Raw genomic sequence first — 17,997 nt, 5'->3', positions numbered from 1 at the left:
ACACCGCATGTCTCAAAGTAATGTAGACGTGAAAACGCATTCACAGCAGGCTTGTTTCCGGCTCCCGTCGTGGCTACTCTCGCGGCAAGCGCTTTCCAGGGAGACCCCATGAAGCCAGCCGCCGCCACCGGCCTCGCCCTCCTGCTCCTGACCGCAGCCGCCTGCGGCACGAGCGGGTCCAGCCAGAACACCACCGGAGGCCAGATCACCCTGAAGATCTGGGACTTCTCCATGGAGCAGGTCGAGTTCCACAAGAAGGTGACCGACCAGTTCACCAGGGAACACCCGAACATCAAGGTCGAATGGCGCTCGATCGCCCAGGCCGAGTACAAGACCACGCTGCCCCTGGCCTTTCAGAGCCGCCAGTCCCCCGACATCTTCTACTGGAGCGAGAACGGGCCGCTCAACTCCCGGATCCTGCTGAACAACGGCTGGATCAAGCCGCTGCACCCCAGTGGCACCGCCCCCGACGAGTTCATCAAGCGCTGGCCGCAGGGCTCGTTCATCGAGGGCGTCAACCTCATCGACGGCAAGGCCCACGGCTTCCCCTTCACCGACAACCTGTACTGGGGAGGCGGCTACATGTTCATGCACAACGACGTGTTCAAGCAGGCCGGCCTCGACCCCGCCAGCCCGCCGAGAACCTTCTCCGAGCTCAAGGCGGCCTGCGCGAAGATCAGGTCGGCCACCAAGGCGGAGTGCATCACCTCGCCCAACAAGGGCGCCGACGTGATGCGCCTGTTCGACTCCTTCGCCGGTGTCGTGATGAACGGCAGCGGGTTCGACCTCAAGAACGGGCGGTTCAGCCTGGACGACCCCAAGATCCTTTCTACGTTCAACTTTATTCAGGAGTTGAATAAAGCAGGGTACATAGCCCCGGGAACCAACGACAAGAACTTCTCCCGCCAGCAGTTCGCCGCCGGGCAGGCCGCCATCTACTTCGACGGCACCTGGATGCCGAGCGTGTGGACCAGCCAGGGCTTCACCAGCGACAAGTACTCCGTCGCCGCCCAGCCTCTCCCGGACGCCGGCCGTACCGGAGCACCGGGACGCGAGCCGAACCTGGAGAAGTACTTCGTCAGCTCCCAGACCGGCAACCACGACGCGGCCTGGACCTTCCTCGACTGGATGACCAAGCCCGACGGCTTCTTCGTGCAGGAGTACTACAAGGGCGGCTTCGGCACCCTGAGCTACGCCGACAACAAGAAGATGGTCACCGACCCGGCGCTCAGGAAGATCATGGAGATCGCCGAGACACCCGGCTTCCGGGTGAACATCCCCGTGCCGCTGCTGAAGTGCCCGGACCTGGCCAGGTCGAAGGCCTACCAGAGCGCGATCTCCAAGCGCCCCGACTGGGCCTCCGAGATCATCACCGAGACCCTCAACAACGGCGGCACCCTCGACGCCGCCGCCAAGGAGCTGGTCACCGCGCGGCAGAGCGCCCTGGAGGAGGGGCTGAAGGCCGAGGCGGCGAGCGGGCTGAAGGTCTCGATGGACTGCTACACCTTCCCCGACTTCGACTACGTCACCGACTACGGACTGGACAGGTACTGATGCGGACCCCGGCGAAGGGTCTCGACCGGCTGTGGATCGCGGCCTTCCTGGCCCCCTTCCTGGTCCTGTTCCTCGGCTTCACGCTGTGGCCGCTGGCCGCGACCGTCTACTACTCGTTCTTCGACTGGTCGGGCATGGGGCCGATCGAGACCTTCGTCGGGGCGGGCAACTACACCTCGATCGTCCAGGACGAGCTGTTCTGGCTCGCGGTGGGCAACACGGTGCTGTTCGCCGTGGTGAACACCGCCATCAAGCTCCCGCTCTCACTGGTCGCCGCGATCTTCATGACCCGCCGGTGGGTCCGGCTCAAGCGGGTGTTCCGCACGATGTTCTTCGCTCCCCTGGTCATCCCGGTGGCCATGGCAGGCATGGTCTTCACCTACCTGCTCAACCCCTCCAACGGCGCGCTCAACTCGATCCTGCGCGACCTGGGGATCATCGAGAAGTCGTTCGACGTCTTCGCCAGCCGCTGGAGCGCCATGCTGGCGCTGGTGCTGGTGTCGATCTGGCAGATCTTCGGGCAGTACATGCTCTACTGGATGGCTGCCCTGCAGAACGTGCCCGAGGAGGTCTACGAGGCCGCCGACCTCGACGGTGCGAGCGAGTGGACCAAGCTCACCCGCATCACGCTGCCGCTGATCAAGCCGGTCGCCGTCATCATCCTGCTGCTCGCGCTGGTCAACGCCATGCACGTGTTCGGCCTGGTGGTCACGCTCACCGGCGGCGGTCCCGGCACCAGCACCTACGTGGTCTCCTACTTCATCTACCAGGAGGCCTTCGGCTCGATCCCGTTCCAGTACGGCTACGCCTCGGCGGCCGCGCTGCTCTTCTCCTTCCTCGCCTTCATCCTGGTCAGCGGCCAGGGCCTGATCGTCAAGCGAGCGCAGGAGCTGCGGAAGGAGTACGGCGTATGACCGCGCGACGCTGGACCGTCACCCTGGTGATGCTCGTCGTCGGGGCCGTGTGGGCCTACCCCTTCCTGTGGACGATCTCGGCCGCCTTCAAGACGCAGCAGGGCATGTTCACCGGCGGCGCGAGCCTGATGCCCGACCTGTGGAGCTTCGAGAACTTCGAGCGGGCCTGGGTGAACGCGGGCTTCTCCCGGTTCTTCGCCAACACCGTGCTCTACACGGTCAGCTCCACCCTCATCGAGCTGGTCAAGTCGGCGCTGTGCGGCTACGTGATCGCGCGTTACCGGTTCCCCGGGCGCGACTTCCTGCACAAGATGATCATCGCGACCCTGTTCGTGCCCGTGGCGTCGATCATCGTCCCGCAGTTCGTGCTCATCGAGCAGCTCGGCCTGCTCAACACCCGCGCCGGGGTGATCCTGGCCATGTCGGGCGCCGCCGGGGCCCTCTACGTGCTGCTGTTCATCGGCTTCTTCTCCAGCGTGCCCGACGAGCTGTTCGAGGCCGCCAAGATGGACGGCGCGGGCTTCCTGCGCACCTTCTCGCTCATCCTGCCGCTGGCCAAGCCGGTCATCGCGGTGGTGGTGATCTTCCAGTTCATCGCCAACTGGAACGAGTTCAACATCCCGCTGGTCTTCACGCTCGGCCAGCCCGAGCTGCAGAACCTCGCGGTGGGCATGCTGTCGTTCCAGGGCGAGCACGTCACGGACTGGACCGGATTCGCCGCAGGGATGACGATCTCCTTCGCACCGATGCTCATCATCTTCCTGTTCTTTCAGAAGTACTTCGTACGCGGCCTCGCGGGAGCGACCAAGGGATGACACTCAACGGCCTTTACGTCATGCACCTCCACCGGTTCGACGACGTCTACGGACCTCTCGAACGGCAGGCACTCGAACGGCACCTGCGCATCCCCGCCCCTCCGATGGAGGCCGACCGGCTCACCCCCGAGCTGCTGGCCGAGGTCGAGGTGCTGGTCACCTCGTGGGGCGGACCGCGCATGGACGCCGCCTTCCTGGCCGCGGCGCCCCGGCTCCGGCTGGTGCTCTACGGCGCCGGATCGGTCCGCCCGGTGGTGACGCCCGAGTCGTGGGCGCGCGGCGTGCGCATCACCTCGGCCGCCGCGGCGAACGCGATCCCGGTGACCGAGTTCGCGCTCGCGCAGATCCTCATGTCGCTCAAACAGGTCTGGCGGCACATGCTGCACGCCCGCTCCGAGGGCTCCCTTCTGCGCCGCGCGAGCGAGGCGGGCGCCAACGGCTCCGTCGTCGGGCTGGTCTCGCTGGGGGCGACCGGCAGGGGTACGGCGGAGCGGCTGGCCCGCCACGATGTGGTGGTGCAGGCCTACGACCCGTTCACCACGATCGACGGGGTGCGATCGGTCTCCCTCGAGGAGCTGTTCGCCACCTCCGACGTGGTCAGCCTGCACGCCCCGCTGCTGGAGCAGACGCGCGGCATGATCACCCGGGAGCTGATCGCCTCGATGAGGCCGTACGCCACGCTCGTCAACACCGCGCGCGGCGGCCTCGTCGACGAGGCGGGGCTGATCGAGGTGCTGCGTGAGCGCCCCGACCTGTTCGCCGTCCTGGACGTCACCGATCCGGAGCCCCCGGTGCCCGGATCGCCGCTGTACACGCTGCCGAACGTGGTCCTCACGCCGCACCTGGCGGGCAGCCTCGGCACCGAGCGGCGCCGCCAGGGGCGGCTGATGGCCGAGGAACTGGACAGGTACGTGGCGGGCGAGCCGCTGCTGCACGAGATCACCGAGAAGCGGCTGGAGCTGCTGGCGTGAGCACGGCGGGCCGGCCCCTGATGCTGCTCGCCCCGCATCCCGCCGACTGGCCCGCGCGGCTGGAGGCGGCCGGGGTGCGGCTCACCGCCGACCTGGCCGAGGCCGAGGCGGTGTACGGCGGGCTGGACGAGAACGACCTGGCCAGGGCGGGGCGGCTGCGCTGGCTGCAGGCGCCCCAGGCGGGACCGCCGCCCGGCTTCTACCACCGGGCGCTCGTCGAGCACCCGGTGGTCGTCACCAACATGCGCGACACCTATACCGACCATGTGGCCACCCACACGATGGCCCTGGTCCTGGCACTGTGCCGGCAGATCCCCCGCTATGCCAGGGCGACGAGCTGGCAGCCCGACTGGGACCCCTCCTTGGTGGTGCCGCTGGGCGAGAGCACGGCGCTGGTGGTCGGCGTCGGCGCGCTCGGCACCGAGATCGGGCGCCTGCTCGCCGCCTTCGGCACCCGCGTGACGGGCGTCGACGCCCGCCGCACCGGCGACCCGCCCGCCGGGTTCGCCCGCCTCGGCCCTCCGGAGGAGCTCGACGGCCTGCTCCCCCACGCCGACCTGGTGATCGTCACCGTGCCCCACACCCCCGCCACCGAGGGCCTGTTCGACGCGCGGCGTTTCTCCCTCATGCGGGCGGGCGCGCTGTTCGTCAACGTCGGCCGCGGCCCCACGGTCCGGCTCGACGCCCTCGTCGACGCCCTGGACTCCGGCCGGCTCAAAGGCGCCGCCCTCGACGTCTTCGAGACCGAGCCGCTGCCCGACGGCCATCCCCTGTGGTCCAGGGCACTGATCACGCCGCACGTGGCCGGAGCCGGGCCGCACGCCGACGAACGCCGCTTCGCCGTACTCCTGGAGAACTGCCGGCGGTTCGCCGCCGGCCTGCCCCTCATGAACGTGGTGGACAAGGACCAATGGCACTGATCGCCCGCATCGAGACCTTCACCGTCCCCCTGCCCGCCCTGCGGCCCTTCGCGATCTCCGGCGGCCGGGTCGACCCGGTGCGGGTCCTGGTCAAGGTCACCGCCGACGACGGCTCGGCCGGCTGGGGCGAGGCCACACCCATCCCGGCCTGGACCTACGAGACCACCGAGTCGATCGTCTCCTCGATCGAGGGCTACCTCGCCCCGGCCGCCCTCGGCCGTCCGCTGTGGGACCTCGACGGCCTGGTCCGGCTGTTCGACCGCACGCTCAACCGCGGCTACTCCATCGGCATGCCCCTGGCAAGGGCGGCGATCGACGTCGCCTGCCACGACGCGCTCGCCCGCTCGCGCGGTCTGTCGCTGGGCGAGCTGTGGGGGCAGCGCCGCCGCGACACCATCGAGCTGGCCTGGATCGTCACCGGTCCCGGCTCGGTGGAGGAGGGACTGGCGGCCGGATACCGCCACTTCAAGGTCAAGGTCGGGCTGCCGGGCCAGGACCCGTTCACGACCGTGCGTGCCGTACGGCAGGCGGCTCCCGAGGCGGTCGTCTGGGTCGACGCCAACCAGGCCTTCACCGCCGACGCCGCCCTGCGCCTGGCGCGCCGCCTGGAGGAGCTCGACGTCGCCGTGTTCGAGCAGCCCGTGCCCGCCAACGACCTGGCCGGGCTCAGGCGCCTGCGCGAGGCGAGCCCGGTCACGATCGCCGTGGACGAGAGCCTGCGCCACCCCACCGACCTGGCCACGTTCGTCAGCATGAACGCGGTCGACGTCGTCGTGGCCAAGGTGCAGCGCGTCGGCGGCCTCACCCTGGCGCTGCGCCAGCTCCACCTCGCCGAGGCGTGCGGGCTGGCCGTCTGGGGGTCGGGGCTGACCGAGTCCGACATCGGGCTGGCCGCCTCCCTGCACCTGTTCGCCGCGTTCGGCCTCGGCACGCCGGTCGATCTCAACGGCCGCCAGTTCCTGGCCAGCCCGTACGCGAGCGGCCTGGCCGTCGAGGGCCCCGTCGCGCACGTGCCCGCGGGCCCCGGCCTCGGGATCGAGGTGGACGAGGAGTGGATCAGGCGGGCGGCTAGGGTGGGACCGTGACACATGCCCGCGCCGAACGTACCGCCCTGTGCGACCTGCTCGACCGGGTCGGCCCCGACGCGCCGACCCTGTGCGAGGGCTGGACCGCCTACGACCTGGCCGCCCACCTCGTGCTGCGCGAGCGGCGGCTCGACGCCGCCGGCGGCATCGCGATCAAGCCGCTGGCCGGCTACACCGCGTCCGTGCAGCGCGGGCTCAAGGCCAAGCACCCCTTCCCCGAGCTCGTCTCCATGGTCCGCAAGCCCGGCGGGCTGTACGGCCTGCTGTCGTTCCTGGACGCCCAGGTCAACACGCTGGAGATGTTCGTCCACCACGAGGACGTGCGCCGCGCCCAGCCCGAGTGGGAACCCCGCGCGTTGCCTGCCGACCTCGAGCGGCTGATGTGGAAGCGGGTCAGCATGGGCGCCAAGCTCATGCTGCGCAAGGCCCCCGTCGGGGTCGTGCTGCGCCACGACGGCCAGGTCGCGCTGGCCGGGCCGTCGGAGGGCCCTAAGGTCGAGGTGCGCGGACCGGCGAGCGAGCTGATCCTGTTCTGCTTCGGCCGCCAGAAGCACGCCAGGGTCGACTACGTCGGCGACGACGACGCGGTCGCCCGGCTGCGCAACGCCGCGATCGGGTTGTGATCCCGGAGTTTCGTATGCCCTGAGCGGGTCAGGAGGTGCCCGTGCGCTTCCACGCAGACCTGCACATGCACTCCAGGTACGCCTACGCCTGCAGCCGCCACAGCGACCTGGTCAACCTGACCAGGTCGGCACGCCGCAAGGGCGTCACCCTGATGGGCACCGGCGACTTCACCCACCCGGCCTGGCTGGAGCAGCTGAGGACCTCGCTCGAACCCGCCGAGCCCGGCCTGTTCAGGCTGCGCGACGAGATCGACCGCGAGGCGTCGGCGCCGCTGCCCGCCTCGGTCGCCGAGGCGCCCGTGCGCTACCTGCTGTCGGTCGAGGTCTCGGCCGTCTACCGGCAGGGCGGGCGCTCGCGCAAGATCCACCACCTGGTGCACCTGGCCGGCTTCGACCAGGTCGAGCGCTTCAACAGGGAGCTGGCCAAGGTCGCCGACCTGAGCGTCGACGGCCGCCCCACGGTCGGGCTGAGCTCGCGTGACCTGCTGGAGATCACCCTCGCCTGCGGGCCCGGCGCCTGCCTGGTCCCCGCCCACGCCTGGACTCCGTGGTTCGGCATCCTCGGCTCCAAGTCCGGCTTCGACAGCGTCGAGGAGTGCTTCGGCGACCTGAGCGAGCACATCTTCGCGCTGGAGACGGGCCTGTCGAGCGACCCGGCCATGAACCGGCGGGTGTCGGCACTCGACCGCTACCGGCTGGTCAGCTACTCCGACGCGCACTCGCCGCCCATCGTCGGCCGCGAGAGCACCCTCTTCGAGACCGACCTCGACTACTTCGCCGTCCTTGAGGCGATGCGCACCGGCAAGGGCCTGGAGGGCACCGTCGAGTTCTTCCCCGAGCACGGGAAGTACCACGTCGACGGGCACCGCGCGTGCGGCGTCCGGCTGGAGCCCGAGGAGACGCGGCGGCTGGGCGGGCGCTGCCCGGTGTGCGGCAGGAAGCTCACGGTCGGCGTGCTGAGCCGTGTCGAGGACCTCGCCGACCGCCCCTCCGACCAGCCCACCGACCGCCGGCCGCGCGGCGCGGCGGGGTTCGTCAACCTCGTCCCGCTGCCCGAGGTGCTCGGCCAGATCCTCGGCGTGGGGCCCAGGAGCAAGAAGGTGGCCATGGAGGCCGACCGGCTCGTCGCGGCACTGGGGGCGGAACTGGTGATCCTGCGGGACTTACCGGGTGAGGTCCTGGCCGGGCAGTCGCCCGAGCTGGCGGAGGCGGTCGTCCGGATGAGGCGCGGACAGGTCGGCCGGGAGCCGGGGTTCGACGGCGAGTTCGGGGTGATCAGGGTCGCCGGCGACTGACCCGCGCCGGCGGCCCCTAGCGGGGCGTGCGCGTCAGCGGCTCTGGCCGGCCCGCTCCGCCGGGTAGGTGCGGCGCGCCAGCGTGGCCTGGGCGATGCGGCGCAGCGCCGCGATCAGCGTGTCGCCCACCGCCGTCCCGATCACCACGATCTCCACCGCGCGCTCCCGGTCGGTCAGGTCGTCGCCGAGCAGCCGGATGTCCGTCTCCGCGATCAGCTCCGCCGCCGCGGCGTACGAGTCGAGCACCTCGACCATGTCGTCGCGACCCACCTCGTGCAGGCTGGCCAGGATGCCGATGGCGGTGCGCGTGGCGGGGTGGTGGGGCTCCCAGCGCCAGCCGCGCCGGGCGACGAGCTCGGCGAGCTCCTGTTCGGCCTGGTCCCTGTCGGTCCCCGGTGACGCCTCGCGGTGCTCGGTGATGGTCTTCTGGGCGGCGCCGAGCAGGTCGAAGTCGTGCTCCTCCGGGTTGTCGAGCCGTTGCATCAGGTCGCGCATCACCGCGATCGACAGCCCGCCGTACTCGCTCAGCGAGCGCACGAGCTTGAGCCTGCGCACGTGCCCGTCGTCGTAGTCGGCCTGGTTGCGGCCCGTGGGGCGGCCCGCGGGCACGAGGCCTTCACGGACGTAGTACTTGATCGTCGGAACGGGCACCCCGGTCGCCGCGCTCAGCTCGGCCATCCGCACAGCTTCACTCTCCTCTTGCGCTCCTTGGATAGCTTAGCTATAGATAGTAGTAAGTAGCACTATCCACTATCCATAAATGAGGACAGCTCATGAGAACGTGGCACAAGCCCCTGATGGCGGCGACGGCGCTGATGGCCCTGGCCGCCGCCGCCTTCCTGGTCCTCTACTTAGCGGACGGCAGGCAGCTCGACGGCATGCCGTTATGGGCCAAGCCGCTGAAGTTCACCGTCTCCTTCTCCCTGTACTTCCTCACCTGGGCCTGGCTGTTCTCCCTGCGCCACCGCGCCACCCGCACGGCCTGGTGGTCGGGCACCGTCATGGCCGTGTTCGGCGTCATCGAGGTCGGCCTGATCGTCTACCAGGCGGCCCGCGTGCACCGCAGCCACTTCAACGAGTCGACGCCGCTCGACGCCACCATCTGGGCACTGATGGGCATCACCATCGGGGTCCTGCTGTTCGCGCAGGTCATCGCCGCCGCGCTGGTGCTCATCGAGCGGCAGGCCGACCCGGTCAGCACCTGGGCGATCCGGCTCGGGCTGGTCATCTCCACCGTCGGCATCGGGCTCGGCGCCCTGATGGCCTTCCCCGTGCTGGGCACCGACTTCCCCGAGGGCATCGCCGGCGCCCACAGCGTCGGCGTGCCGGACGGCGGCCCAGGACTGCCCCTGGTCGGCTGGAGCACCACCGGAGGCGACCTGCGCATCCCCCACTTCGTCGGCATGCACGGGCTGCAGCTGATGCCCCTGCTGGCCATGGGCCTGGCCCTGATCGTCGCCTCCGAGACCGTACGGCTGCGCCTGGTCCTCATCGCGGGCGGCTTCTACACCGGGCTGCTGGCGCTGGCCACCTGGCAGGCCCTGCGCGGCCAGCCGCTGCTCCAGCCCGACGGGCTGACCCTGTCGGCCCTCGGTGTCCTGCTGGTCGTGACGCTCGGCGCGATCGTCGCCGGCCTGAAGAAGACGGAGAAGGCCGCAGCGAACACCGCGACCCCGAAGACGGAGAGCCACCGATGAGCACCGCGACCCTGTTCCAGCTCGCCTTCTACGTGGCCGCGCCGTTCTGGGCGCTGATGATCGTGGCGCCGGGATGGCGGGTCACCCGGGCGGTCATGGCCACGCCGTACATCGTCCTGCCGACCGTCGCGGTGGAGATCGTGCTCCTCGTCCCGATTCTTCCGGAGTTCTGGACGGCCGTGAGCAATCCCACTCTCGAAGGCGTGCAGCGCCTGGTCTCCGACCCGGAAGCACTCACCGCCCTGTGGGCCCAGATCCTCGCCTGGGACCTGTTCCTGGGCCGGTGGATCTATCTCGACAGTCGCGAGCTGGGCATAAACCCCTTCCTCATGGCCCCGCTGCTGATCTTCACGATTCTGCTGTCGCCCCTCGCCCTGCCCCTCTACCTGCTCGTGCGCCTGCCGTACCTGAGAAAAAGGCCGCCAAGCGCCACGCCGGTCAGACCCGTTGGTCGTAGCATGGCCTAGAAATCGCTCCGTCCCGTTAAGATCAATACATCGTCCTGAAGCTTGATGGGTATACACGGCTGGGAACTGACTGCGGGAGGCCCCCCATGCAGGTCAAGAAGATCGTCACATACGTTGCTGTGGCGTTCGTGGTCTTCTACCTGTTCACCCGCCCGGCCGAAGCTGCCGACGCGGTGAACGGTGTATTCGGTGGCATCATCACCGGCGCCAACCAGCTTGCGACATTCTTTACCAGCGTTATCAGGTGACAGCTTCCCCGCGCCGGCGGTTCGTGTTACGCAGACATGATGAGAGATCGCCAGCGCGTCACCAAGCTCAAGCAGCCTGATCCAGCCGCCCAGCGTATTCTCGAACGTGCTGAGATCGAGGGCGTCGAGCTGATCCGCTTTCTCTACGCCGACCACGGCGGAGTCATCCGCGGTAAGGCGGCGTCACGTTCGCGGCTGGCAGAGCGGCTCGACACCGGCATCGGGCACACCGTGGCCATGATGGCGATGAACATGCTCGACCAGCTCCAGCAGGTCGAGCAGCTGGGCCCGGTGGGCGAGGTACGGCTCGTACCCGACCCGTCCACCTTCGTCCCTCTCCCTTACTCTCCTGGCGCCGCCGCCATGATGGCCGATCTGCGTCAGCCCGACGGCTCGCCATGGGAGGCGTGCCCGCGCACCTTCCTCAAGGACGCCGTGGCCACCCTCGCCGACGAGGGTTACACCCTGGTGGCGGCGTTCGAGCCGGAGTTCACGCTGGGCCGCCGCCTGCCCTCACCCGACGGCGGCCCCGACCGGCTGGTGCCGCTCGACGACACGCTCTGCTACGCGGGGCTGGGCTTCGACACCGCCCACGACTACACGATCAAGCTCATCCGCGCCCTGGAGTCGCAGGGCCTGCGCGTCGAGCACTACCACCCCGAACTCGGCCCCGGCCAGCAGGAACTGTCCGTACGGCACGCGCCGGCCCTGCGCGCGGCCGACAACCACGTGCTCTACCGCGAGACGGTGCGCGGCGTGGCGCTGCGCATGGCGATGTGGGCCTCCCTGGCGCCCAAGCCCCTGGCCGACCAGGCGGGCAACGGCGCGCACCTGCACCTGTCGCTCTGGCGTGACGACCGCAACGTCTTCGGCGGCTCCGAGGAGGTGCGCGAGTGGTTCATCGGCGGGCTCCTCGAACACCTGCCCGCGCTCACGGCGCTCACCTGCGGGAGCGTCAACAGTTTCCGGCGGCTGGCGCCGCGCATGTGGTCGAGCGCCTACGTCTGTCACGGTCCCGACAACCGCGAGGCGGCCGTGCGGGTGTGCTCGCCGCTGGGCGAGTCGGGCGAGCCGAACCTGGAGCTCAAGCCGTCGGACTCCTCGGCCAACCCCTACCTGGCGCTGGGCGCGGTCATCCACGCCGGCCTCGACGGCATCCGGCGCAAGCTCGATCCCGGCGAGCCGGCCACCGTCGATCCCGACACCGTGCCCGACCGCTACCCCCGGCTGCCGTCATCGCTGGAGGAGGCGCTCGACGCGCTGGAACGCGACGAGGTGCTGACGCGGGCGCTCGGACCGCTGCGCACCCGGGCGTACCTGGCCGTCAAACGGTCGGAGGCGGCGGCCTTCAAGCAGAAGGACACCGCCTACGAGCTCTTCCACCACCTGCGGGTCTTCTAGCGGACGGGGTTCCCGGCCGACCTCAGGGAGTCTTTCACCTCGCCGATCTTCAAGGTGCCGAAGTGGAAGACGCTGGCCGCCAGCACCGCGTCCGCGCCGGCCTCGATCGCCGGCGGGAAGTCGTCGAGCCTGCCCGCTCCCCCGCTGGCGATCACCGGCACCCTGACCGCCTGCCGTACGGCCCTGATCATCTCCAGGTCGTAGCCGTCGAGCGTGCCGTCGCCGTCCATGGAGTTGAGCAGGATCTCGCCCACCCCCAGTTCCTCGCCGCGCGCGGCCCACTCGACGGCGTCGATGCCGGTGCCCCGGCGGCCGCCGTGCGTGGTGACCTCGAACCCCGACGGGGTGCCGGGAGCGCGGCGGGCGTCGACCGACAGCACGATGCACTGGGCGCCGAAACGCCGCGACGCCTCGGTGAGCAGCTCGGGCCTGGCGATGGCCGCGGTGTTGACGCCCACCTTGTCGGCGCCCGCCCGCAGCAGCCGGTTGACGTCGTCGGTGGAGCGCACGCCCCCGCCCACGGTGAGCGGGATGAACACCTGCTCCGCCGTACGCCTGACCACGTCGAGCATGGTCTCGCGCTCGCCCGACGAGGCGGTGATGTCGAGGAAGGTCAGCTCGTCGGCGCCCTCCTCGTCGTAGCGGCGGGCCAGCTCCACCGGGTCTCCGGCGTCGCGGAGGTTCTCGAAGTTGACGCCCTTGACCACGCGGCCGGCGTCCACGTCCAGGCAGGGAATGACCCTGACGGCGACTGTCATATCTTGTACGCCTCGATCTCCACCTCGACCAGCATGCGCGGGTCGACCAGCCCGGCCACGCGCAAACCCGTGCACGCCGGGCGCACCTTGCCGAACACCTCGAAGAAGGCCCGGCCGAACTCGTCGAAGGCCCGGTCGTCGACCACGTAGTAACGGACCATGACCACGTCCTCGGCACCCTGCCCGGCCACCTGGACGGCTTGCAGGGCGATGTCGATGGCCGTCAGCGACTGCTGGTAGGCGTCGCCGACGTGCTGCACCTCGCCGTCGACGGTCGCCGTGCAGCCGGAGACCACCACGCGCGGCCCGGCCACCACCGCCCTGGCATAGCCGTAACGCTCTTCCCACACTCCACCGGAGAAGACCCGGTTGCCCGATCGCTTCATACCGCCCCCAACGCCTGCTGAAGCGTGAAAGCGCCAGAGTAGAGCGCCTTGCCCACGATGACACCCTCCAGCCCGGCAGGGCTCAGTGACGCCAGCGCCACCAGATCGTCCAGCTTCGACACACCACCGCTGGCCACCACCGGCTTGTCGGTGCGCGCGCACAGCTCGCGGTAGAGATCGAGGTTGGGTCCCTGGAGCATGCCGTCCTTGGTCACGTCAGTGACGACGTAGCGCGGGCAGCCCTCCGATTCGAGCCGTTCGAGCAGCTCCCACAACTCGCCGCGCTCCTCGGTCCAGCCTCGCGTGGCGACCTTGCCGTCGCGCACGTCGATGCTGACCGCGATGCGCTCGCCGTGCTCGGCGACGACCTTGCGGCACCATTCGGGGTTCTCGATCGCGGCGGTGCCGATGTTGACCCGGGCGCAGCCCGTCGCCAGAGCCGCCTCCAGCGTCTCGTCGTCGCGGATGCCGCCGGTCAGCTCGACGTTGACGTCGACGCGCCCGACGATCTCGCGGGTGATCTCATGGTTGGAGCCGCGGCGGAAGGCCGCGTCGAGGTCGACCAGATGGATCCACTCGGCACCCGCCTCCTGCCAGGCCAGCGCGGCGGCCAGCGGCTCGCCGTAGCCGGTCTCGGTGCCCGCCTCACCCTGCACCAGGCGCACGGCCTGGCCGCCCGCCACGTCAACGGCGGGCAGCAGTACGAACGACATCTAGTTCCTCCGGTCGAAGGCCAACGTCACGATCACGGGGACGAACAGGACCGACAGCACCAGGACCGCCAGGCTGATCCCCCACGAGCCCCACACCAGCCAGGCGAGCACCTGGACCAGGACGAACGCCAGCGCCACCACGGCATTCTGCACGCGGCGGCGGCGCGCCAGCACCCCGCCCTGCCGGGCGATGCGCACCGGCCTGGGCGTCAGCCGCTGCGTCAGGGCGCGGCGGCGCGACCTGCGCGCCATGCGCTCCTCGTTGCGCCGGGCGGCCTCGGCCCGTTCGGCCTCCCGCTGGGCCCGGCGCTGGGCACGTTCCTTACTCAAGAGTGCGGACCCAGTTGCGCAGCAGGGTCGCCCCCGCGTCGCCGGACTTCTCCGGGTGGAACTGGGTGCCGCACAGCGGGCCGTTCTCGACGGCCGCCACGAACGGCACGCCGTGCTCGGCCCACGTCACCAGCGGCTCCCTGAAGCCCTCGCCGGGCGTCAGCTCCCAGGTGCGCACGCCGTAGGAGTGCACGAAGTAGTAGCGGGTGGCCGCGTCGAGGCCGTCGAACAGCACGCTGCCCTCGGGTGCCTCGACGGTGTTCCAGCCCATGTGCGGCAGGACGGGCGCGTCGAGCTGCTCCACCGTGCCGGGCCACTCGCCGCAGCCCTCGGTCTGGATGCCGTGCTCGACGCCCTTGGCGAACAGGATCTGCATGCCGACGCAGACGCCCATCACCGGGCGGCCGCCCGAGAGGCGGCGGCCGATGATCTGCTCGCCGCGCACCTGCAGCAGGCCCGACATGCAGGCCGCGAAGGCGCCCACGCCGGGCACGAAGAGCCCGTCGCACTCCAGCGCTTGATCGAAGTCGGAGGTCACCGTCACCTCGGCGCCCGCCCTGACCAGCGCACGCTCGGCGGAGCGCAGGTTGCCCGATCCGTAGTCGAGCACCACGACGTCCGGCTTGCTCACCACCACAACACCGCCCCTACGGCGGCACCGGCGGCGAGCACGCCGCAGATGACCGCACCGATCTTCAGACCCTGCTTGAACATGGAGACCACGCCGCCGATGAGGAACAGCGCGATGAAGGTCATCGCGATCGCGATCCAGTTGTCGGTCATGAGGCCACGCTCATGCCGGTCGCGACACTCACAGCACGCCCTTGGTGCTCGGGATCCCCGAGGCGCGCGGGTCGGGCTCGCTGGCGTAACGCAGCGCCCTGGCCAGCGCCTTGAACTGGGCCTCGACGATGTGATGGGCGTTTCTGCCGTACGGCACGCGCACATGCAGGCAGATGGCCGCCTGGGCGACGAACGACTCGAAGATGTGGCGCGTCATCGTCGTGTCGTACTCGGGCCCGATCATGGGCGCCATGCCCTCGGGCTCGTGGTGCACCAGGTAGGGACGGCCCGACAGGTCGACGGTGACCTCGGCGAGCGCCTCGTCGAGGGGGCAGGAGGCGTTGCCGTAGCGCTTGATGCCCGCCTTGTCGCCCAGCGCCTCGCGGAAGGCCGCGCCCAGGGCGAGCGCGGTGTCCTCGATGGTGTGGTGGGAGTCGATGTGCAGGTCGCCCTCGGTCTTGACGGTCAGGTCGAAGGAGCCGTGCTTGCCGAGCTGGGCCAGCATGTGGTCGTAGAAGCCGACGCCCGTCGCGACGTCGACCTTGCCGGTGCCGTCGAGGTTGACCTCGACCAGGACCGAGGTCTCCTTGGTGACCCGCTCAATACGCCCGATTCTCACAGCACGTTCTCCATCGCCTGCCGGAATGCCGACATTTCATCTTTCGTACCGATCGAGACGCGCAGCCACTCCGGCGGCCCGACCTCGCGGATCAGCACTCCCTGATCAAGCAGACCCTGCCAGATCTTCCGGCGGTCGGGGAAGCGGCCGAACATGACGAAGTTCGCGTCGGAGTCGGCCACCTCCAGCCCCCTGCCGCGCAGCCACCCGACGGTCGCGTCGCGCTCCTCGCGCAGCCGCTGCACGTCCTTCAGCAGGTCCTCGCGGTGGCGCAGCGCGGTGCGCGCCGTCGCCTGGGTGACCGTGGACAGGTGGTACGGCAGGCGCACCAGAAGCAGCGCCTCGATCACCGCCGGATGCGCGGCCAGGTAGCCCAGGCGGGTGCCCGCCATGGCGAAGGCCTTCGACATCGTGCGGGTGACGATCAGCCGCGGATGGCGGCCCAGCAGCGTCAGCGCCGACGGCGTGCCGGTGCGGGCGAACTCGAAGTACGCCTCGTCGATCACCACCATGCCCCGGGCGGCCTCGATCACCGCCTCGATCGTCTCGATCGGCACCGCGGTGCCGGTCGGGTTGTTCGGGGAGGTGAGGAAGACGATGTCGGGGTCGTGCTCCTTGATCGCCGCGACGGCGCCGGCCGGGTCGAGCGAGAAGTCGGCCTCCCTGGAGGCTCGCACCCAGGTCGTGTTGGTGCCCGTCGTGATCAGCGGGTGCATGGCGTAGCTCGGCTCGAACCCCATCGCCGTGCGGCCGGGACCGCCGAAGGCCTGCAGGATCTGCTGGAGCACCTCGTTGGAGCCGTTGGCCGCCCAGACCCGCTCACGCCCGAGGCCGTGGCCGAGGTAGGCGGCCAGCTCCTCGCGCAGCTCGATCGCGTCGCGGTCGGGATAGCGGTTGAGCTCGGCCGCCTCACGCCTGATGGTCAGCGCCAGGTCGTCGAGCAGCCGCTCGGAGGGCGGATAGGGGTTCTCGTTGGTGTTCAGCCGGACCGCGACGTCGAGCTGGGGGGCACCGTAGGCCTTCATGCCCCGCAGGTCGTCGCGGATCGGGAGGTCTTCCAGGTTCACTGAGGCACATTCCAGTCGAAACGGGCGCGGATGGCGGCTCCGTGCGCGGGCAGGTCTTCGGCGTCGGCGAGCACCGTCACATGCAGCGCCGAATCGGCCAGCGCCTCACGCGTGTAGTCGATGACGTGGATGCCGCGCAGGAACGTCTGCACGCTCAGCCCGCCCGAATGGCAGGCGCAGCCGCCCGTGGGCAGCACGTGGTTGGAACCGGCCAGGTAGTCGCCCAGCGACACCGGGGCGTAGGCGCCCACGAAGATCGCACCCGCGTTGCTGATGCGCGCAGCCACCGCGGCCGCGTCGGCGGTGTGGATCTCCAGGTGCTCGGCGGCGTAGGCGTCGGCCACCTCGACCGCGTCGTCGAGATCCTTCACCAGCACGATGCCCGACTGGCGGCCCGCCAGGGCCTCCTTGATCCGCTCGCCGTGCTTGGTCGCCTCGACCTGCACCGCCAGCTCCTTGCCGACCTGGTCGGCCAGCTCCTCGCTGTCGGTGATCAGCACCGCCGCCGCGATCACGTCGTGCTCGGCCTGGCTGATCAGGTCGGACGCCACGAACACCGCATCGGCCGTGCCGTCGGCCAGCACCGCCACCTCGGTCGGACCCGCCTCCGAGTCGATGCCGATGCGGCCCTTCAGCAGCCGCTTGGCCGCCGTCACCCAGATGTTGCCGGGGCCGGTGACCATACGGACCGGCTCGCACTCCTCGGTGCCGTAGGCGAACATCGCCACCGCCTGGGCGCCGCCCGCGTTGTACACCTCGTCGACGCCCAGCAGCTCGCACGCGGCTAGGATCGTCGGGTGCGGCAGGCCGCCGAACTCCTTCTGCGCCGGACTCGACACCGCCAGCGAACGCACCCCCGCCTCCTGCGCCGGGACGACGTTCATCACGACGGACGACGGATAGACCGCCCTGCCGCCGGGGACGTACAGCCCCACCCGGTCGACCGGCACCCACCGCTCGGTGACGGTGCCGCCGGGGACCACCTGCGTCGTGGTGTCGGTGCGCCGCTGATCGCGGTGGACCAGGCGGGCGCGCCTGATCGACTCCTCCAGCGCGGCCCTGACCCTCGGGTCGAGGCTCTCGAGCGCCTCCGTGAGCGCCTCGCGCGGCACCCTGGTCGACTCCACCGCGACACCGTCGAACCTGGCGGTCAGCTCCCGTACGGCTGCCGCCCCGCGATGATGCACGTCCTCGCAGATGGGCCGCACCTTCTCCAGGGCGGCTTCCACGTCGAGTTCGGCGCGGGGCAGCACGTCGCGCAGGTCTTCGGGCAGACCGTGGCGCAGGTCGATACGGGAAATCACCCCACCAGTCTACGGAGTCCTCATGCGTGGACCCGATTTGTCCATCA

At 70.0% G+C, this 17,997-nt stretch carries 22 protein-coding genes; 12 read left to right on the top strand and 10 right to left on the bottom strand.

What is annotated here, in order from left to right; all coding sequences use genetic code 11:
* Nucleotides 1-108 precede the first annotated feature (108 nt).
* The 8 genes from HNR30_RS05435 to HNR30_RS05400 are packed head-to-tail and all read left to right on the top strand — an operon-like array spanning nucleotide 109 to nucleotide 8,177.
* Nucleotides 109-1,554, top strand: coding sequence for an ABC transporter substrate-binding protein (locus HNR30_RS05435; RefSeq protein WP_181608513.1), 1,446 nt, complete (start codon nucleotides 109-111; stop codon nucleotides 1,552-1,554).
* Nucleotides 1,554-2,468, top strand: coding sequence for a carbohydrate ABC transporter permease (locus HNR30_RS05430; protein WP_181608512.1), 915 nt, complete (start codon nucleotides 1,554-1,556; stop codon nucleotides 2,466-2,468). Before HNR30_RS05435 ends, HNR30_RS05430 begins: the two co-directional genes overlap by 1 nt.
* On the top strand, nucleotides 2,465-3,283 hold the full coding sequence (locus HNR30_RS05425; protein ID WP_181608511.1) for a carbohydrate ABC transporter permease: 819 nt from the start codon (nucleotides 2,465-2,467) through the stop codon (nucleotides 3,281-3,283). The genes HNR30_RS05430 and HNR30_RS05425 overlap by 4 nt, the downstream gene beginning before the upstream one ends.
* Complete coding sequence (locus HNR30_RS05420) at nucleotides 3,280-4,254, top strand: hydroxyacid dehydrogenase (protein WP_181608510.1); 975 nt, start codon at nucleotides 3,280-3,282, stop codon at nucleotides 4,252-4,254. Before HNR30_RS05425 ends, HNR30_RS05420 begins: the two co-directional genes overlap by 4 nt.
* Nucleotides 4,251-5,174 (top strand): D-2-hydroxyacid dehydrogenase, encoded by a 924-nt coding sequence (locus HNR30_RS05415; RefSeq protein ID WP_312894242.1) that lies wholly within the window; start codon nucleotides 4,251-4,253, stop codon nucleotides 5,172-5,174. Before HNR30_RS05420 ends, HNR30_RS05415 begins: the two co-directional genes overlap by 4 nt.
* Nucleotides 5,165-6,259 (top strand): mandelate racemase/muconate lactonizing enzyme family protein, encoded by a 1,095-nt coding sequence (locus HNR30_RS05410; RefSeq protein WP_181608509.1) that lies wholly within the window; start codon nucleotides 5,165-5,167, stop codon nucleotides 6,257-6,259. The genes HNR30_RS05415 and HNR30_RS05410 overlap by 10 nt, the downstream gene beginning before the upstream one ends.
* Nucleotides 6,256-6,882 (top strand): TIGR03085 family metal-binding protein, encoded by a 627-nt coding sequence (locus HNR30_RS05405; RefSeq protein WP_181608508.1) that lies wholly within the window; start codon nucleotides 6,256-6,258, stop codon nucleotides 6,880-6,882. The genes HNR30_RS05410 and HNR30_RS05405 overlap by 4 nt, the downstream gene beginning before the upstream one ends.
* 41 nt (nucleotides 6,883-6,923) lie before the next feature.
* Nucleotides 6,924-8,177, top strand: a complete 1,254-nt coding sequence (locus HNR30_RS05400; RefSeq protein ID WP_181608507.1) for an endonuclease Q family protein — start codon at nucleotides 6,924-6,926, stop codon at nucleotides 8,175-8,177.
* 33 nt (nucleotides 8,178-8,210) lie between these two features.
* Here HNR30_RS05400 and HNR30_RS05395 read toward each other — a convergent pair whose 3' ends face one another.
* Nucleotides 8,211-8,855, bottom strand: a complete 645-nt coding sequence (locus HNR30_RS05395) for a MerR family transcriptional regulator (RefSeq protein WP_181608506.1) — start codon at nucleotides 8,853-8,855, stop codon at nucleotides 8,211-8,213.
* A 95-nt stretch (nucleotides 8,856-8,950) separates the two neighbouring features.
* Here HNR30_RS05395 and HNR30_RS05390 point away from each other — a divergent pair, with 95 nt between their 5' ends.
* The 4 genes from HNR30_RS05390 (at nucleotide 8,951) to HNR30_RS05375 (ending at nucleotide 11,990) form a co-directional block, all read left to right on the top strand.
* Complete coding sequence (locus HNR30_RS05390) at nucleotides 8,951-9,874, top strand: hypothetical protein (RefSeq protein WP_181608505.1); 924 nt, start codon at nucleotides 8,951-8,953, stop codon at nucleotides 9,872-9,874.
* Nucleotides 9,871-10,341, top strand: coding sequence for an ABA4-like family protein (locus HNR30_RS05385; protein WP_181608504.1), 471 nt, complete (start codon nucleotides 9,871-9,873; stop codon nucleotides 10,339-10,341). The genes HNR30_RS05390 and HNR30_RS05385 overlap by 4 nt, the downstream gene beginning before the upstream one ends.
* Nucleotides 10,342-10,427: 86 nt before the next feature.
* Entirely contained in the window at nucleotides 10,428-10,589 is a 162-nt protein-coding gene (locus HNR30_RS05380; protein ID WP_181608503.1) for a cytochrome c family protein, read from the top strand.
* Between the two features lie 39 nt (nucleotides 10,590-10,628).
* Nucleotides 10,629-11,990, top strand: a complete 1,362-nt coding sequence (locus HNR30_RS05375; protein ID WP_181608502.1) for a glutamine synthetase family protein — start codon at nucleotides 10,629-10,631, stop codon at nucleotides 11,988-11,990.
* On the opposite strand, the gene hisF is transcribed toward HNR30_RS05375, so the two are convergent.
* From hisF to hisD, 9 genes are read right to left on the bottom strand one after another with little or no spacing between them, the layout of a single operon-like run.
* Nucleotides 11,987-12,748: an imidazole glycerol phosphate synthase subunit HisF gene (gene hisF, locus HNR30_RS05370; protein ID WP_181608501.1), complete on the bottom strand. Its 762-nt coding sequence runs from the start codon at nucleotides 12,746-12,748 to the stop codon at nucleotides 11,987-11,989. The two genes, HNR30_RS05375 and hisF, sit on opposite strands and share 4 nt — an antisense overlap.
* Entirely contained in the window at nucleotides 12,745-13,134 is a 390-nt protein-coding gene (locus HNR30_RS05365; protein ID WP_181608500.1) for a Rid family hydrolase, read from the bottom strand. The genes hisF and HNR30_RS05365 overlap by 4 nt, the downstream gene beginning before the upstream one ends.
* Entirely contained in the window at nucleotides 13,131-13,847 is a 717-nt protein-coding gene (gene priA / locus HNR30_RS05360; protein ID WP_181608499.1) for a bifunctional 1-(5-phosphoribosyl)-5-((5-phosphoribosylamino)methylideneamino)imidazole-4-carboxamide isomerase/phosphoribosylanthranilate isomerase PriA, read from the bottom strand. The genes HNR30_RS05365 and priA overlap by 4 nt, the downstream gene beginning before the upstream one ends.
* Nucleotides 13,848-14,177 carry a hypothetical protein gene (locus HNR30_RS05355; RefSeq protein ID WP_181608498.1) on the bottom strand — a complete coding sequence of 110 codons (330 nt, stop codon included), beginning with the start codon at nucleotides 14,175-14,177 and terminating at the stop codon, nucleotides 13,848-13,850. It lies immediately after the preceding gene.
* Nucleotides 14,170-14,811, bottom strand: a complete 642-nt coding sequence (gene hisH, locus HNR30_RS05350; protein ID WP_312894241.1) for an imidazole glycerol phosphate synthase subunit HisH — start codon at nucleotides 14,809-14,811, stop codon at nucleotides 14,170-14,172. The genes HNR30_RS05355 and hisH overlap by 8 nt, the downstream gene beginning before the upstream one ends.
* Nucleotides 14,805-14,960: a CG2302 family histidine operon protein gene (locus tag HNR30_RS05345; protein WP_181608496.1), complete on the bottom strand. Its 156-nt coding sequence runs from the start codon at nucleotides 14,958-14,960 to the stop codon at nucleotides 14,805-14,807. The genes hisH and HNR30_RS05345 overlap by 7 nt, the downstream gene beginning before the upstream one ends.
* A 28-nt stretch (nucleotides 14,961-14,988) precedes the next feature.
* Nucleotides 14,989-15,579 carry an imidazoleglycerol-phosphate dehydratase HisB gene (hisB, locus tag HNR30_RS05340; protein WP_181608495.1) on the bottom strand — a complete coding sequence of 197 codons (591 nt, stop codon included), beginning with the start codon at nucleotides 15,577-15,579 and terminating at the stop codon, nucleotides 14,989-14,991.
* On the bottom strand, nucleotides 15,576-16,604 hold the full coding sequence (locus HNR30_RS05335) for a histidinol-phosphate transaminase (protein WP_246377711.1): 1,029 nt from the start codon (nucleotides 16,602-16,604) through the stop codon (nucleotides 15,576-15,578). Before HNR30_RS05335 ends, hisB begins: the two co-directional genes overlap by 4 nt.
* 38 nt (nucleotides 16,605-16,642) lie before the next feature.
* The gene (gene hisD / locus HNR30_RS05330; protein ID WP_181608493.1) at nucleotides 16,643-17,950 is read right to left on the bottom strand and encodes a histidinol dehydrogenase; all 1,308 of its coding nucleotides are present in this window, start codon (nucleotides 17,948-17,950) and stop codon (nucleotides 16,643-16,645) included.
* Nucleotides 17,951-17,997: the final 47 nt, after the last annotated feature.

Source organism: Nonomuraea soli (assembly GCF_013761175.1).
Classification (GTDB): Bacteria; Actinomycetota; Actinomycetes; order Streptosporangiales; family Streptosporangiaceae; genus Nonomuraea; species Nonomuraea soli.
Note: the sequence above shows the minus strand (reverse complement) of the source record. Positions and strands in the feature narration are given on the sequence as shown.

Bases quoted from the DNA above. Each gene is read 5' to 3' on its own strand.
- HNR30_RS05435 (WP_181608513.1), top strand. From the start codon at position 109: ATGAAGCCAGCCGCCGCCACCGGCCTCGCCCTCCTGCTCCTGACCGCA.
- HNR30_RS05430 (WP_181608512.1), top strand. From the start codon at position 1,554: ATGCGGACCCCGGCGAAGGGTCTCGACCGGCTGTGGATCGCGGCCTTC.
- HNR30_RS05425 (WP_181608511.1), top strand. From the start codon at position 2,465: ATGACCGCGCGACGCTGGACCGTCACCCTGGTGATGCTCGTCGTCGGG.
- HNR30_RS05420 (WP_181608510.1), top strand. From the start codon at position 3,280: ATGACACTCAACGGCCTTTACGTCATGCACCTCCACCGGTTCGACGAC.
- HNR30_RS05410 (WP_181608509.1), top strand. From the start codon at position 5,165: ATGGCACTGATCGCCCGCATCGAGACCTTCACCGTCCCCCTGCCCGCC.
- HNR30_RS05395 (WP_181608506.1), bottom strand. From the start codon at position 8,855: ATGGCCGAGCTGAGCGCGGCGACCGGGGTGCCCGTTCCGACGATCAAG.
- HNR30_RS05390 (WP_181608505.1), top strand. From the start codon at position 8,951: ATGAGAACGTGGCACAAGCCCCTGATGGCGGCGACGGCGCTGATGGCC.
- HNR30_RS05385 (WP_181608504.1), top strand. From the start codon at position 9,871: ATGAGCACCGCGACCCTGTTCCAGCTCGCCTTCTACGTGGCCGCGCCG.
- HNR30_RS05380 (WP_181608503.1), top strand. From the start codon at position 10,428: ATGCAGGTCAAGAAGATCGTCACATACGTTGCTGTGGCGTTCGTGGTC.
- HNR30_RS05375 (WP_181608502.1), top strand. From the start codon at position 10,629: ATGAGAGATCGCCAGCGCGTCACCAAGCTCAAGCAGCCTGATCCAGCC.
- hisF (WP_181608501.1), bottom strand. From the start codon at position 12,748: ATGACAGTCGCCGTCAGGGTCATTCCCTGCCTGGACGTGGACGCCGGC.
- HNR30_RS05365 (WP_181608500.1), bottom strand. From the start codon at position 13,134: ATGAAGCGATCGGGCAACCGGGTCTTCTCCGGTGGAGTGTGGGAAGAG.
- priA (WP_181608499.1), bottom strand. From the start codon at position 13,847: ATGTCGTTCGTACTGCTGCCCGCCGTTGACGTGGCGGGCGGCCAGGCC.
- HNR30_RS05345 (WP_181608496.1), bottom strand. From the start codon at position 14,960: ATGACCGACAACTGGATCGCGATCGCGATGACCTTCATCGCGCTGTTC.
- HNR30_RS05335 (WP_246377711.1), bottom strand. From the start codon at position 16,604: ATGAAGGCCTACGGTGCCCCCCAGCTCGACGTCGCGGTCCGGCTGAAC.